Source organism: Mesonia hippocampi, assembly GCF_014197445.1.
Lineage (GTDB): Bacteria > Bacteroidota > Bacteroidia > Flavobacteriales > Flavobacteriaceae > Mesonia > Mesonia hippocampi.
Map to the genome: position 1 here is coordinate 26,608 of NZ_JACIFO010000010.1, position 14,349 is coordinate 40,956.

Annotated in this window: 13 protein-coding genes and 1 tRNA gene; 5 read left to right on the forward strand and 9 right to left on the reverse strand. The window is 33.5% G+C overall.

Annotation, left to right across the window (positions count from 1 at the left end; genetic code table 11):
• Positions 1 to 69: 69 nt before the first annotated feature.
• From GGR32_RS10380 to GGR32_RS10390, 3 genes are all read right to left on the reverse strand, one after another.
• Positions 70 to 153, reverse strand: a tRNA-Leu gene (locus tag GGR32_RS10380).
• An 85-nt stretch (positions 154 to 238) separates the two neighbouring features.
• Complete coding sequence (locus GGR32_RS10385) at positions 239 to 886, reverse strand: spermidine synthase (RefSeq protein ID WP_183478136.1); 648 nt, start codon at positions 884 to 886, stop codon at positions 239 to 241.
• 3 nt (positions 887 to 889) lie between these two features.
• A complete protein-coding gene (locus GGR32_RS10390) occupies positions 890 to 1,324 on the reverse strand; it encodes a hypothetical protein (RefSeq protein WP_183478137.1) in 435 nt (144 codons plus the stop codon).
• A 136-nt stretch (positions 1,325 to 1,460) separates the two neighbouring features.
• On the opposite strand from GGR32_RS10390, the gene menD reads away from it, so the two are divergent.
• Together menD and GGR32_RS10400 are read left to right on the forward strand one after the other, a co-directional pair.
• Complete coding sequence (menD, locus tag GGR32_RS10395) at positions 1,461 to 3,197, forward strand: 2-succinyl-5-enolpyruvyl-6-hydroxy-3-cyclohexene-1-carboxylic-acid synthase (RefSeq protein WP_183478138.1); 1,737 nt, start codon at positions 1,461 to 1,463, stop codon at positions 3,195 to 3,197.
• A gap of 100 nt (positions 3,198 to 3,297) precedes the next feature.
• Complete coding sequence (locus GGR32_RS10400) at positions 3,298 to 3,636, forward strand: DUF2853 family protein (RefSeq protein WP_183478139.1); 339 nt, start codon at positions 3,298 to 3,300, stop codon at positions 3,634 to 3,636.
• Between the two features lie 77 nt (positions 3,637 to 3,713).
• On the opposite strand, the gene GGR32_RS10405 is transcribed toward GGR32_RS10400, so the two are convergent.
• The 5 genes from GGR32_RS10405 to GGR32_RS10425 all read right to left on the reverse strand — a co-directional run bounded on the left by GGR32_RS10405 (position 3,714) and on the right by GGR32_RS10425 (position 11,146).
• Positions 3,714 to 5,030 (reverse strand): alkaline phosphatase family protein, encoded by a 1,317-nt coding sequence (locus tag GGR32_RS10405; RefSeq protein ID WP_183478140.1) that lies wholly within the window; start codon positions 5,028 to 5,030, stop codon positions 3,714 to 3,716.
• A 9-nt stretch (positions 5,031 to 5,039) separates the two neighbouring features.
• Complete coding sequence (locus GGR32_RS10410) at positions 5,040 to 6,440, reverse strand: apurinic/apyrimidinic endonuclease family protein (protein ID WP_183478141.1); 1,401 nt, start codon at positions 6,438 to 6,440, stop codon at positions 5,040 to 5,042.
• Positions 6,441 to 6,452: 12 nt separating this feature from the next.
• Positions 6,453 to 9,572: a TonB-dependent receptor domain-containing protein gene (locus GGR32_RS10415; protein WP_183478142.1), complete on the reverse strand. Its 3,120-nt coding sequence runs from the start codon at positions 9,570 to 9,572 to the stop codon at positions 6,453 to 6,455.
• A gap of 76 nt (positions 9,573 to 9,648) precedes the next feature.
• A complete protein-coding gene (locus GGR32_RS10420) occupies positions 9,649 to 10,527 on the reverse strand; it encodes a FecR family protein (RefSeq protein WP_183478143.1) in 879 nt (292 codons plus the stop codon).
• Positions 10,528 to 10,624: 97 nt separating this feature from the next.
• A complete protein-coding gene (locus tag GGR32_RS10425) occupies positions 10,625 to 11,146 on the reverse strand; it encodes an RNA polymerase sigma factor (protein WP_183478144.1) in 522 nt (173 codons plus the stop codon).
• 185 nt (positions 11,147 to 11,331) lie between these two features.
• Here GGR32_RS10425 and GGR32_RS10430 point away from each other — a divergent pair, with 185 nt between their 5' ends.
• On the forward strand, positions 11,332 to 12,171 hold the full coding sequence (locus tag GGR32_RS10430) for a CvfB family protein (protein WP_183478145.1): 840 nt from the start codon (positions 11,332 to 11,334) through the stop codon (positions 12,169 to 12,171).
• Here GGR32_RS10430 and GGR32_RS10435 read toward each other — a convergent pair.
• A complete protein-coding gene (locus tag GGR32_RS10435) occupies positions 12,156 to 12,602 on the reverse strand; it encodes a hypothetical protein (RefSeq protein WP_183478146.1) in 447 nt (148 codons plus the stop codon). The genes GGR32_RS10430 and GGR32_RS10435 overlap by 16 nt on opposite strands.
• Positions 12,603 to 13,347: 745 nt before the next feature.
• Between GGR32_RS10435 and GGR32_RS10440 the strand changes: the two genes are divergently transcribed.
• Both GGR32_RS10440 and GGR32_RS10445 read left to right on the forward strand, forming a co-directional pair.
• Positions 13,348 to 13,905 carry a YeeE/YedE family protein gene (locus GGR32_RS10440; protein ID WP_183478147.1) on the forward strand — a complete coding sequence of 186 codons (558 nt, stop codon included), beginning with the start codon at positions 13,348 to 13,350 and terminating at the stop codon, positions 13,903 to 13,905.
• Between the two features lie 13 nt (positions 13,906 to 13,918).
• The gene (locus GGR32_RS10445; RefSeq protein WP_183478148.1) at positions 13,919 to 14,332 is read left to right on the forward strand and encodes a YeeE/YedE family protein; all 414 of its coding nucleotides are present in this window, start codon (positions 13,919 to 13,921) and stop codon (positions 14,330 to 14,332) included.
• Positions 14,333 to 14,349 lie beyond the last annotated feature (17 nt).

The following is a 14,349-nucleotide window of genomic DNA, read 5'->3' on the forward strand; positions in this document are numbered from 1 at the left end:
TTTACTTTCCCCTGTTGTTTCCCTAGTTTTATATTACATTGTATTTACTAGGATTTTAATCGTTTTTAGTGCCCAGAGCGGGAGTCGAACCCGCACGCCCTAATGGACACATGGCCCTCAACCATGCCTGTCTACCAATTCCAGCACCTGGGCTTTAAAGTTACTCTTAATAAAAAAGAAGTAATTTTTAAAGAGGTGCAAATATATTCTATTTTTACTTAGCTTAAAAGCTTATTGCTCATTTTTTATTGGCTACTAATAGTGAGTTTATTTTATTAATTTTTACTACTTGTGTATCTTTAAACTTTAAAGAATCATTAAAAAAACTGAAAACTTCATCTACTTGTATGCTTTTATCGATATCAATACCTAAATTAAATAGCAAAAAAGCATTGTTATTTAATGCTTTAGATAGGTTTTTACAGAAAGTTTTTGAGTAGAACTTAGGAGGAACTTCGGTATCGATAAATAAATCAACAATGACTAAATCATATTGGGTAGTATTTTTTTCTATAAAGGTAAAAGCGTCGGTGTTTTCAATAGTTAAAAGTTCAGAATTGTCAATATTAAACTCGTTTTTAGCTATCGTAATTACATCATTATCTATTTCAATAGCGTGTATATGCTTTTTATAATTAAACTTCTCTCGTAGGGATTTTATAACCGAGCCTCCTCCTAAACCTAATAGCAGTATAGTGTTTACGTTTGTTAACGAAGTTAATTTGATTCCTTTTTCTAATACACGTTGTAAGGAACCATAGGAGTAATTTGCGTTTTCGCTATCTAAAATCTTTTTCCCGTTAATCCATGAAATTTCTAACATGCCATTGTGGCTAGAGGCTGTTTTTTTAGTTACAGGGTAGATATAACTAAGTAGTTTTTTCATAAATTATAAGGGTTTAATAGGAATTTTAATTTCTTCTAGCTTAAGGTATTTATTTCTGCCAAAAGTAAAATAGTAAATAAAATAAGATACAATAATTATCATTATAAGTAGAAAAAAGCCTTTGGCAAATACATTTATACGGTCATTAAAAAAAGCGAAAAGTATACTTAAAATAAGAGCTGTAGAAATTAGCATTTTTCCTTGTTTAAGCCCCGAGAGTTTAAAGGCATAGTTATCGTTTTCTTTTAAAGTAATTGTTGTTGTATTACTTCCAAGCCATTTAGTTTTCAATTTTAATGTATAAGTGCCAGCTTTAACCTCAAAAACCTTTGTTTCTCCATCGGTAATAACGCCTATAAGCTTTTGGTTAGCATAGACTTTTACTTTTCCTAAACGGTTTTGAAATTCTGAAACTCTTTTAATGATAATTTTTGCCATAATTTAGGAAGAATATGTTTTTGATAGCTTTACTTTTTAACGAATATACTAAACATTTTCGCTACATAAATTATTATATAAATATAAACAGGCTCTAAGTTTTAAATTGTAATTTTGTGGTTTAAATCAACTTTATATGCAGTATTCTAGCATTCCCTTAGCACAATCTATTGTTAAATTGTGTATCTCTAAAGGAATTACCGATGTAGTCATATCGCCAGGTTCGAGAAACGCTCCGTTAACCATTACTTTTTCTAATCATCCAACCATAAATGCGTACAGCATTGTAGATGAAAGAAGTGCGGCATTTTTTGCCTTAGGAATGGCACAACAACAAGCAAAACCTGTAGCTTTGGTATGTACCTCGGGAAGTGCATTGCTAAATTATTATCCCGCCATTGCAGAGGCATATTATAGCGATATTCCTTTGGTTGTTATTTCTGCCGATAGGCCTGCAGAACGTATTGATATTGGCGACGGACAAACCATTAGGCAAAAAAATGTTTACCAAAATCATATTCTGTATTCGGCAAATTTGTATTCTGAATTAGCAGATTCCTTAGGTTTAGATGAGAAAATAAAACAAAAATCTTTCGAGGTAAGTAAACTTAATGAACGTGAGATAAACCTAGCATTAAACACCGCTATCGAGAAAAACGGGCCTGTGCATATCAATGTTCCTTTTTACGAGCCTTTATATAATTTAACCGATGGGCTAGAGGTTTCTCCTATAGAAATAAAACCTATTACAGAAGAAAAAGAAATTAATGATGCCAGCTTAAAAGCTTATTCCGAAATATGGTCTAAGGCCAAACGCAAATTGGTATTAGTAGGGGTAAATCAGCCCGATAGCATAACCCAAGAGTATTTAGATTGGTTGGCAGAAGACCCTTCGGTATTAGTGTTTACAGAAACTACTTCCAATTTACATCACTCAGATTTTATCACAAGAATAGATAAGCTAATTGCTCCGCTAGAACAAAAAGAAAACAGCGATGAGTGGTTTAAAAAGTTACAGCCAGATATCTTATTAACCATTGGCGGACACGTAATTTCGAAAAAAATAAAAGCCTTTTTACGAAAGTATCAACCTAAACATCATTGGCATATTGATGCTAAAAAAGCTTTAAACACTTATTTTTGCCTAGATAGGCATTTTGAGGTAAGCCCAAATGTATTTTTAAATAAATTAAAACAACAGGCTTCTTATCCTAAAAATGCTGTTTATAAGGATTTTTGGTGTTCTCAAGCACAAGAACGAGATAAACACCATGATAAGTTTATGGAGAGTTTAGCCTATTCTGACTTAAAAGTATTTTATTACCTCAATAAGCACTTTCCTGCTCAGCAAGTACTACAACTTTCTAACAGCAGTATAATTCGCTATGCACAATTGTTTAAATTCTCGCCAGAAGTAGCTATTTATTGCAACAGAGGAACTAGCGGAATAGACGGAAGTACCTCAACGGCAGTAGGATCAGCACATAAAGCAAGTTTACCCACAACTTTTATTACAGGCGATTTAAGCTTTTTTTACGACAGTAATGCGCTTTGGAATGCTTATATTCCTAATAATTTTAAAATGATTGTAATTAATAATCAAGGAGGTGGAATATTTAGAATTTTACCAGGAGCCAAGGAGGTAACTAATTTTGATACTTACTTAGAAACAACACACCAATTAACCGCCGAGCATATAGCCAAAATGCATCGTATAGCTTATTTTAGGCAAGAAGGAGAACAAGGTTTAGAAGATACCATACAACGTTTTTTAAACGAAGAAACAGGCCAGCCTAAACTGTTAGAAATATTTACACCAAGAACAGAAAACGACCAATATTTACGTAATTATTTCAAGACAATTTTCCCATAAAAAATAGTTTACTAAAAGTTAATCTTAAAAAACTAGTAATAAATACATTGATTTTTTATATTTACAAGAAGTATTATTTAACAAAAAAAACCATTTTATTATGAGTAAATTAGATGAGTTGATAGTGTCTTACGAAAAACATCTTCAAGAAATTGAAACTACACCAGATGTGGCATTTTTGCGTAAAGTAGCAAAGGGGCTAGGGCCTGCAATCTATAATAAAGATGCATCTATGGTATCGGGTACCGATGAGAAAGAATTAGAAACTGTAAAAAACAATTTTTTAATAAAAAAACTAGGTCTTGAGGATTCTCCTGCATTAGATAAAGCTATTGCAGATGTAATTGAAAAATACGGAAAATCTAAGCCTAATAAATATAGAGCTGTAGTATATTATTTACTGGCAAAACACTTTGGTAAAGAAGCTGTTTATAACTAATAAACAATACATTTTCTTATAAAAAACGCCTGTGAAAAACAGGCGTTTTTTGTACAATAAACAAATAAAGTAAATAATTACTGCTTCAATAACCCTGGCACAATAATTCCGTCGGTATCAGTAACATTTATGTTTAATAATTTTAAGGCGGTTGGCATGATATCTTCTAGGTTTATTAACGGTAACTGCTTTCTTGCTTTAAAACCAGCACCATAACCTATAAATCCGGTGTATATTTTATGGTTGTCTGGAAAATAACCATGTTTTCCTCCTATTTTTTGTGTATAAACAGCTCCTTTTTCGGTATTTGTAAAGCTATATCCATCAGCAGCAGAGATGGCTAAGTTTACATTAGGGTCAGCTTTAAATGCTCTTAGCTGTTTCTCTGTAATAATTTTAAAGCGTTGCTTTTCAGCAATAGGAAGTTCAGCTAATACCTGTTTTACTTTTTTTAGTGTTTTTTTATCGTTTTTATTACGGATGTGTAAAAAAGCTGAGCCTCCTGTAGAAAAGAAAAAAGCTTTATTATACAAGCCTGCATTTTTAAGCCATACATTTGGAGCAATGGCAGTATGTGTGCTTATAAAGCCATGATCTCCGGTAATAATAATACTCGTGTTTTCTAGTATTTTTGCACGTTTTAAGGCATCGTAAATTTTTCCAACTACATTATCGGCATTAGCAATTGCCCTGTTTACCAAATCACCATTTCGACCTACTTTATGTTGAGCCCCATCGGTATTGGGCAGGTGTATAGTAAGCAGGTTGGGTTTGTAGGTTTCTAATAGGTAAGCTGCCATTCTACCAAGGTTCTGATCCATTTGAAACGAACTGAGGTTATACTCATTAATGGCTAGAGTTCCTGTAGCGTTTTTTTCTACTTCTTCAAATAAGCCCTTAGGTGTTGCATAAGTTGCTGTAGCTCCTCGTCGATCCATAGGGTTTTCAAAAGACCAAATTTCAGGTAAATTATAATCTATAAACGGATTATTGATGGTTATAGGCCAAGAAACAGAGGCTGTGGTAAGCCCCTTTTCTTTAGCATATTCCCAAATACTTTTTGCTTTTACCTGCTCATGCTTATAATACCAATTTCCAGGTTTGCCTGCAGGACTAATCTCTGTATTGTACAATATTCCGTGGTTTTCGGGTAACATCCCTGTAGAAATTGTTGTATGAGAAGGGTAGGTTACCGAAGGGAAAATGGTTCTTACATCGTCTGCAATGGTTCCGTTTTTAGCCAAAAACTTTAAATTGGCAGTAGCCCATTTTTCATTTTTATAAAAATCAGACCTAAACCCATCTATACTGATGATAACAAGATGTTTGGTTTCTTGTGCAGATAGGCTTGCAATGGCTATAAACAATAAACTTAAACTGATTATTTTTTTCATAATTCTATTTTAGAAGAAAGGAACAATCGTGTTATCCGTTTTGTTTTCTACAATTATTTTATTCATATCTACGCTAATGCTGATGTTTCCATTTTCATCGGTAGAGAAATCGTCTAAGGCTTTATCGGCAACAAAAGCAGGAATTTGTGCTATGGTGTACTCATCAGCTACATTAGGGTTATTATCTTGTTCTACTTGAGAGATTGGGTATTTTATACCTAAATCGGTTAACCTTCTTCCTTCACTAATAAAAATTTCTTGGCGTAATAGGTATACATAATACAATAAGTCATCGGTAGACGTTAAGTTCTCGATATCGGTAATTTTAACATGTGTTCCCGAAATTGTTTTAACCTCAATGTTTCCTTCTTGTCTGTTTAGGACTAAGTTACTTTTAAAGGTACTTGCGTTATCAAATTTTACCTTAACTGCAGTTAAAGGATAATCGGTTCTATTTCCTCCATTTCTTGTTTCACCACTATCATCTACCATAGCAACAGGTCTTTGTTCTACTAAGTTTAATAAAGCGGTTAGGTTTTCTTTGGCTGTGAGAATGTTGTTTTGAGCAAGAGCGGCTTCGGCTAGGATTAAATAAGCTTCTTCTGCTTTTACAAGTGTTACGGGTTTTTGGTCTGTAGTGGGTGTTCCTACAGAGTAATATTTAGGGTCTAAAAAATCTAATCGCGGTAATGGAGCTAGCCTATTAGGAAGCGCATCGTAGGTGGCATTTTGCATTTCGTTAGCTAACTGACTTGTACCATCAAATTGGATTTGATATAATAATGAAGGACTGTTTAATGCTTTTGTGGCTTCGGTAATTGCTTTTTCTTGATTACCAAGATGGTAGTGAGTACGGGCTTTTAATAAATGATAAGCAGCTATTAATTCGGTATCCGTTTCATAGTCTATTGCATAATCTAAAGCTTCTAAAGCGTTTTCTAGATTTTCTTTAGGCGTTATCACGTTGCCAAGAGTGGTTTCTGGCAATCCTGTAAACAATTCACCTCCAAGTATATTGGCATAACCTAAACATAAGTACATAAAAGCTAAATCTTGCTCTGTAGCCGCTTGGTCTGAAGGGTGTACTTTTTCGATACCAAAAATAGCCATTTCTCTAAGGGCTTGTACATCGGCTTGTAAAGCGTTTACATCTGGGTCAAAATAGTTGAGTTGTAAAATATCAAATACCTTACTGTATTGAGAATAGTTGTTAAAGTAATTATCGGAAGTTATAGCAACATTTACATTAACGGTATTACTGGTTTTTGCCATTTGTCTTTTTAGTCCGTTAACCCAGCTACTTACGGCATGTGGGGTGTTTAAGTAGGTGTTTTCGGTTACGTTAGGATTATCTACGCAGGCAGATAATAAAAGTATGCTAAACAGTGAATATATAATTGTTTTTTTCATGATTATCTAAAATTAGAAGTTTACTTTAAAGCTGAATAAAAATTGTCTTGGGGCAGAATAAGTAGCGTACGATATACCTCCTGTACTAGCGCCTCCTTGTCCTTGTGCAGCTCCACTAATGGTTGCTTCGGGGTCGAAAGATGAAGAAACAAAATTGAGAGGGTTTACTGCTGTTAACCCAAGTACCATATATTTAAAAATGCTTTTATTTTTAGGTTTAATGGTATAGGTAGCGCCAATGGTTCTTATTTTTAAGAAATCGGTTTTTTCGATAAATCTATTGGTAAATTTTAACCAGTTTTTGCGTTCATTTGCTTCAATTTCTCCTGCTGGAATATTGCCTTCTGCAGCTCCGTAAAGGTACCTGAATTGTGCATCCCAATTTGCTCCATAAGCTCCTGTTTGGTATGATGCGCTAGCAAATAAATTAAAGTTTTTATAGGTGAAATTTGTACCTAAGTTTCCAAATACTTTAGGGATGGTAGAGCCTAAATACGATTGTGGAGTAGATTCTTCTAAAACCCCATTCTCGTCGAAAGTTCCATGATTCCCTCTAATAAAACCAATAGGATGCCCTTCCTGAACAACCGTTTGTAAGGTTCTAGAGCTAAAACCATTTATGCTAAAGGCTGGAGCTCCGTTAGAATTTATTACTTCGTTATGAAGGGTGTTGAAGGATGCATTAAAACTAAGCGATAAATCTTCGGTTTGGATAGGGGTTACTTGTGTGCTTATTTCTAATCCGTAGTTTTCAATTTCTCCTACATTTTGTATTTGGCTAGCAGAGTTGTATCCGATAGAAGGAGCAGAGGTAACATAAAAAAGAGCATCTTTTGTAAGCGATTTATAATAACCTACAGAAAAGTTTACGCGGTTATTAGCTAAGGCTATATCTATTCCTCCTTCAAAAGTTTGTGTTTTTTCTGGCTTAAGGTTATCGTTGCCAATTTGTCCAAACATGGCCGCTTGGTTTCCTAAGTAGCCATCAAATGCAATTGTTTTTTCATGTACATAAGCGGGAGGTAAGTTTCCTGCTATCCCGTAACTACCTCTAAAACGTAGCGAAGAAATAAGGTTTGAAGTAAACCAAGATTCTGAAGACATCATATAGGATAATCCGGCTTTTGGGTAAAATTGTGTCCCTATGTTACTTCCAAAAGAAGGGTTTCTATCACCTCGGATACCTAAATCTAAAAAGAGCTTATCATCATAACCAATATTTTCTTGTGCATAAATACCGTAATTTAGCACCTCGCTTAAGTATTCATCACTATCTTTTACCGCAGCACCACTAATGGTTAGGGCGCCGTCTCTAATGTTTGTTCCTGAATAAAGAATTTGATGATCTTTATTTCTAAAAAATTGTCCGCCAACTGTAGAAATAAACGAGAAATCTTCGGTTTCATAAGTGTGTTGTGCGGTTAACTCTAAGGTTAGCCCTAAGTAATTACGTTGGATGTTTTGGATGCTTCCTTGGTCTGTAATTTCTTGTCCTTTGGTAGCCGATAAGTATTCGTTTGTTTCAATAACATTTTGTTCTTGTGCTCTATAATCTATACCGCCTGTAAATTTAAGAAATAGGTTTTCTATAGGTTTGTATTTAAAGCTTTGTGAGGTGGTAAATCTATTAACGATAATTTGGTTGTCTTGTAGTCTTTCTGCATTATCCACAAAGGCTTTAATTTCGTTAAACTCTTCGGGGGTAAGCTCATCTAACCTATTATTAAAACCTGGACCTGTTATTTTAGAAGCGCCATCTTCTGCAAACCAAAGTCCTGTATAACCACCTTGGTTACCGTTACGGTTTCTCTTGTATTGGTTATGTACGTATAGAAAAGAGCTTTCGTAATCAAAATTTTCAGCAATTTTAGCTTTAAATCCTGTGCTAAAATCTACTTTCATGTTTTTGTTTTGGTCGTGGATTTGTACACCAGAACTATTCATAAAACTCGTTGAGAAATTATAGCCAAAATCTTTGTCGCTACTACCGTTAAGGTTTAGATTGTATTTTTGATAAGCACCGTTGCGTAGTAATAGATCTTTTGTTTTATCAAAATGAAGAAAATCTGCTGTAGGCGTTTCTACTCCAGTTTCTCCAGAAACCGTTAAATGGGTGCCTTTTTCGCCTCCTTTTTTGGTAAATATTTGGATAACACCATTGGCAGCATCAGAACCGTATAAAGTAGTTGCCGCACCACCATTAATGTATTCTATTTTTTCTATATTATCCATAGGGATATCGGCAATGGCACTCATGGCCGCTCCTTGAGAAGTTCCTCCAAGTGCGGCTTGTGTATTAAGGTTGTCTAACCGAACTCCATCTAAATAAATTATAGGAGTAGAATTTAAAAAGGCAGAATTTACACCTCTAGCTCTAATTATACTTGTGGCACCTGCTTGCCCTCCCGTAAAGTTTATTTGTGCATTAGGCAATTGGGCTGCTAATTGCTGATCTATTCGTTGGGCTGCAATTTTTTCTAAATCCTCGCTTTTTATCGTGGTTACTTTTGTAGGTAAACGTTTTTTTCTAACATCGGCACCTTGCCCAGTAATAACTATCTCATTAAGGCTTTCTGTACTGGTTTTCATAGTAAAATGAAGTGGGGTAGCGGAGCTTTCTATTGTTTTTATGATGCTTTGATACCCGATGTATGAAATTTGAAGGGTAACAGGGAAGCTAGCTACTTTGATGCTAAAGTTACCATCCATATTGGTAGTAGTCCCAAGGCTAGTGTCTTTTATAAGGATGGTTACCCCAGGAATAGGAATTTGTTGTTCATCTACAACAGTACCTGTAATGGTATATTGCTGAGCGCTTTGTGTTTTATCTTCTCGTCTTAGGGCTACGGTTTTTCCGTTTACTTTATACGAGATTGGAGCAACTTTTTCTAAGTTATGTAGGTTTATCTGTAAGCTCTCAGAGGCTTTAATTTCATAATTGTTAACTAAAAGCCCTTCGAAGCTATTTGGGTTGTAAATAAATTCTATTTCATTAAATTGATATTGAAGTTCTTCAATTAAATTTTTTAACTCTTTTTGTTCTGCCAAAACCGATTTTTTATTCGCATATAGCAGTTGTGTTGTTGTTAATAGGATAGCAAACAACAGGTGTAATCCTAATGTTTTTTTCATTATTATACGTTTTAAGAATTTTTGAATTAATAATCCTTTGCCAATGGCCAGTTGATAAAGAATTAGGTGATTGTTTTTATGGATTTATTTTTAATAAATAGGTATGCTCATTTAGCTTTTTATAGCTAATGTTGTGAGAGAATTTTATCATCTCCAGAAAATCTTCTACATCTTTATCTACACGAAAACTTCCTGAAACCAGTTTTTTATTAATTTCAGAATCTTCTACCTGAAAAGTAATCGCGTAATAATTGGCTATTTTCTTTAAAAGTTTGTTCATGCTTATTTCATGACATATTATTTTTGAATGGGTCCAATCTATTTGTTTTTGGATGTTATGGTCTTTTATAGTTTCTTGGTGAGTGGTATGATTATAACTATACGTTTGTCCTGGAATTATTTTGGTTAGCTTACCTGCTGTGTTTTCTAACTGAACCTTACCGCTGTATAAACTTACTTGGGTGGTTTGATCTTTTGGGAACGAATAGACGTTAAAACTGGTACCATACACTTTTACCGTTACTGCAGAGGTGTGTACTTTAAAAGGGTTTAAGCTGTCTTTTTTGATATCGAAATACGCCTCTCCTGTAATGGATACGGTTCTTGATATTTCTGGATGATAACTAAGGCTAGAGTTTCTATTTAAAATCACCGATGAGCCATCATCAAGGTTAAGGTGTTTTGGGGTGGTACCATTGTTGGTAATTTGTATAGGCTGGCTGTTGTCTGTTTGCATCAACAAGCCAACAATTCCTATAAGCCCTACAAAAACCGCAGCAATTTTAGCATATAGGTATCGCTGATGCTTTTTAGTAGATTTTTTTATACGTAGCCAAGTTTCTTTTTCTAATGGCGTATTAATCTCTTTGTTTTTGCTTTCTAGCCAAAGTTCTTCAACTTTTTTTTCTATTTGTTCTTTTAGGCTTTTAGCGTTTTTTAAGCTCGTTTTTTTCATTTTTATTTTCTATCTACTATAAATTCGATTTAGAAAACAAAAACCCCTACGTGTTTACGATAAGCTGATGTTTTGTTAATACAGGTATAGGCTGTAATTATAAAAACAAGAAAGAAAAAAGTCCTTTTTTAAGTTCTTTAAAGGCTTTATTCATTTGATTTTCAACTGTTTTTTTAGAGATATTTTTGTAGGAAGAAATTTCTGCATAGCTAAGTCCTTCAAATTTATGCAGCTTAAAGATTTCTTTACATTCTTTTGGAAGCTCTTCTACTTGTTTGTAAAAAAGGTTTTTCTTTTTTAGCCTAAGTTCATAATCTATTTCCTCTTCTGTTGTAGGGAGGTAGAAATCAGTAAGAGGCAGGGTATTGTTATTCTTTTTAACAACATCTATGCAATAGGATTTTGCAATACGTATAATTTGTGCTTCGAGCGTTACTGTGGTAGCTAATTTTTTTCTGTTTAAGTATATTTTTAGGAATATATCATGAACCAAATCGGCAGCAGAGTCTTCATCCTTAGTAAAATACATGGCTATATAAAACAACCTTTTTTGGTATTTAATATAGAGTATTTCTAAAGCTTTTTTGTCTCCGTTTTTTAATTTGTCAATTAACGACATTAGAAAAATAAAATTTTATTTCCGTAGCTAAATTAAACTTAGAAAACAGGAAAATCGCTATTGAAAACTTTACTAAAAAATAAAATTTATGTTAGCAACAATCCTCGTAAAAAATACCATTAACCATAGGATAAAATCTTTATTTGAGGTATTTTCTATGTATCTTTGTAAAAATTATAAAGTATATGTTGCAAATAGGTGAATACCATACATTGATTATCGATAGGGATACAGCTCCAGGTTTATACCTTGTAGACCCTGATAATCCTGATAACGAAGTTTTATTGCCTAATAAGTATAAACCAGAAAATTTTGTTTTAGGCGATAGGATAAGGGTATTTGTTTATTTAGACCATGAAGAACGCCCAGTAGCAACCACTTTAACGCCTTATGTAAAATTAGACGAATTTGCGTTTTTACAATGTGTAGAAACTACAAAAATTGGGGCTTTTTTAGATTGGGGCTTACAAAAACACCTATTTGTGCCTTTTAGAGAACAAGCATATCCTATGCGAGAAGGCGACTGGTACCTTATTTTTTGTTACTTAGACGAAGAAACTGGCAGGATAGTAGCCTCTAGTAAAGTGAATGCGTTTTTAGATAATTCTGAAATTACCGTAGAACCATTTGAAGAGGTAGATATAATAGTTACCAATAAAACCGATATAGGTTTTAATGTAATTGTAAATGAGTTGCATCAGGGGTTACTTTATCATGATGAAATTTTTCAACCCTTATATACCGGTAACAAATTAAAGGCATGGGTAAAGAAAATACGTCCAGATAATAAAATTGACCTTAGTTTACAACGTCCAGGATATAGAAGTATAGAACCTAACGCCGACTATATTCTAGAAACACTAAAAACAAAAGGAGGTTTTATGCCCTTACACGATAAATCTACTCCAGAAGAAATTAAGGGAACATTAGAAATGAGTAAAAAAAGCTTTAAACGGGCAATAGGTAAACTCTATAAAATTAAAAAAATAGATATAAAGCCAGAAGGTATTTACCTCATAAAATAAAACCCGCTAGAACGATTACTAGGGCGTCCATAATAATAAGGCGAATAGTGATAATAAGGATTTATAACGGGTTGGCTAACGTCCTCAAAAACTTCATTTCTTATACCACCATCGGGTGTGCGCTTGTCATATTTAGAGGTTCCTTCGGTACGGTATGAGAAATTTCTGTTTTCCTGAAAAACCTTTACACTGCTTTCAATATCGCGCATTTGCTTAATAGGTTCGTTTAGCTGTATTATATTAGCTTGCCTTTCGCGTCTGCGTTCTTGTGCGATAGACATAATATCAATAGTCTCTTTTGCAGGAAGCAAGTTTACTTCATACGGATTACTCATTACAAAACTACCGTAATTATGCCAAGCATAAATGGCAGATAAACTAGGGGCATTAAAATAAGTGTATGTAGTTTCTAAAGGTTTTTGATATGGCATAAAAGGCTTTTCTGTCTCTTCTTGGGCAAAAAGACATGTAGAAAAAATAAGAAAACAAAAACTAAACACTAAACGCATTGAAGTAACAACTTTTTCGGGTTAAAGATAATAGATATTATAAAGCATTTCAATAAAGATTACAAAAGAAGCTTCAAAATCTTTGCCATTTTTAAATGAGTATATAAAATTCTTCGTTTAAAGAAGAGTTAATTCCTTTTCTTAAGCTTTTTTAGATGTAAAATAGATAATAAATATTACTGAATTTAAAGAAAAAGTAGAGGTTAAAGTAGACAGGTTGCATAAGGGAAATCTAACTCAAATTGTCACTAAGCCTTTACATATTGTCAAAATTCCAAAACTAAATAAACCTGTTGTTTTTGTAGCGGCAAATTAGTGTTATCAATTATAAAATTTCTATACCAAAAAAGGGCAATCAATAAATTTTGATTGCCTTTTTTTATTAAGCCTGCTGATATAATTTGTAAAAACACATTAAAAATTGGTTTTTTAGTTATTGTTTTCTAGTTATAAAATAAACCGTAAATATTATGAGAGTTTAATATAATAATAGTTGATGCTTTTCAATTGTATAACAGGTTTATGTTTAACAATTTAAACCCGGTCATTTAACGATAAAAATAGTTTTCAACAAAGAAATCCTTTCATAAATTATAAAATGTAACTTAAGTGACAGATTTGTATGACTTAATTATAGACTTTTGTATAAAAATATAAAAGATTTATTATGAATTGGATTTTACAACCTTGGCCGTGGTATGTTTCTGGGCCACTTATCGCTTTGGTGATGTTTTTATTACTCTATTTAGGAAAAAACTTTGGGATGTCTGCAAACCTACGCACACTATGCTCGCTTTCTGGAGCAGGAAAATCTTGTAGTTTTTTTAATTTCGATTGGAAAGCCCAACGATGGAATTTAATAGTTATGATAGGTGCCATAATAGGAGGATTTATCGCTTCTAATTTCTTATCAGAAAATCAAGTACCAGCCATTAATCCTAAAACAACAGCACAATTACACGAAATAGGAATTGATAGCGCAGGGGAAGCTTACGTACCAACCGAGTTTTTTGGAGAAGAAGCTTTTTCTAATCCCAAAACATTATTGTTATTACTTGTAGGAGGACTTTTTGTTGGTTTTGGAGCACGTTATGCAGGGGGTTGCACTTCAGGACACTCTATCTCAGGAATTAGTAATTTACAGCTTCCATCGTTAATTGCAACCATAGGTTTCTTTATAGGAGGTTTAATTATGGTGCATTTAATATTTCCAATATTATTTTAAAAAGTAAACAATCATGAAAAGTTTAATATACCTTATTGTAGGAATTTTCTTCGGAATAGTAATGTTTAAATCAGAAGCCGCTTCTTGGTTTAGAATATATGAAATGTTTAATTTCCAATCTTTCCATATGTACGGACTTATGGGGTCTGCACTCGCCGTTGGTGTAATTGTAGTGCAAAGCATAAAACGTAAAAAAATGAAGGATACAAGCGGAAATGAAATTAAAATTCAAGACAAAAATAAAAGTATCCCTCGTTACTTAATAGGAGGAATTTTATTTGGATTAGGTTGGGCCTTAGCAGGAGCTTGCCCAGGGCCAATGTTTGTTTTATTAGGTGCAGGATACCTCCCTATATTGGTGGTAATACTAGGAGCTGTTATAGGCACTTGGTTATACGGTATGCTGAGAGGTAAACTCCCACACTAATAAAAAACGTAATATTA

Bases quoted from the DNA above. Each gene is read 5' to 3' on its own strand.
- GGR32_RS10415 (WP_183478142.1), bottom strand. From the start codon at position 9,572: ATGAAAAAAACATTAGGATTACACCTGTTGTTTGCTATCCTATTAACA.
- GGR32_RS10440 (WP_183478147.1), top strand. From the start codon at position 13,348: ATGAATTGGATTTTACAACCTTGGCCGTGGTATGTTTCTGGGCCACTT.
- GGR32_RS10430 (WP_183478145.1), top strand. From the start codon at position 11,332: ATGTTGCAAATAGGTGAATACCATACATTGATTATCGATAGGGATACA.
- GGR32_RS10420 (WP_183478143.1), bottom strand. From the start codon at position 10,527: ATGAAAAAAACGAGCTTAAAAAACGCTAAAAGCCTAAAAGAACAAATA.
- GGR32_RS10435 (WP_183478146.1), bottom strand. From the start codon at position 12,602: ATGCCATATCAAAAACCTTTAGAAACTACATACACTTATTTTAATGCC.
- GGR32_RS10425 (WP_183478144.1), bottom strand. From the start codon at position 11,146: ATGTCGTTAATTGACAAATTAAAAAACGGAGACAAAAAAGCTTTAGAA.
- GGR32_RS10400 (WP_183478139.1), top strand. From the start codon at position 3,298: ATGAGTAAATTAGATGAGTTGATAGTGTCTTACGAAAAACATCTTCAA.
- menD (WP_183478138.1), top strand. From the start codon at position 1,461: ATGCAGTATTCTAGCATTCCCTTAGCACAATCTATTGTTAAATTGTGT.
- GGR32_RS10410 (WP_183478141.1), bottom strand. From the start codon at position 6,440: ATGAAAAAAACAATTATATATTCACTGTTTAGCATACTTTTATTATCT.
- GGR32_RS10385 (WP_183478136.1), bottom strand. From the start codon at position 886: ATGAAAAAACTACTTAGTTATATCTACCCTGTAACTAAAAAAACAGCC.
- GGR32_RS10390 (WP_183478137.1), bottom strand. From the start codon at position 1,324: ATGGCAAAAATTATCATTAAAAGAGTTTCAGAATTTCAAAACCGTTTA.
- GGR32_RS10405 (WP_183478140.1), bottom strand. From the start codon at position 5,030: ATGAAAAAAATAATCAGTTTAAGTTTATTGTTTATAGCCATTGCAAGC.
- GGR32_RS10445 (WP_183478148.1), top strand. From the start codon at position 13,919: ATGAAAAGTTTAATATACCTTATTGTAGGAATTTTCTTCGGAATAGTA.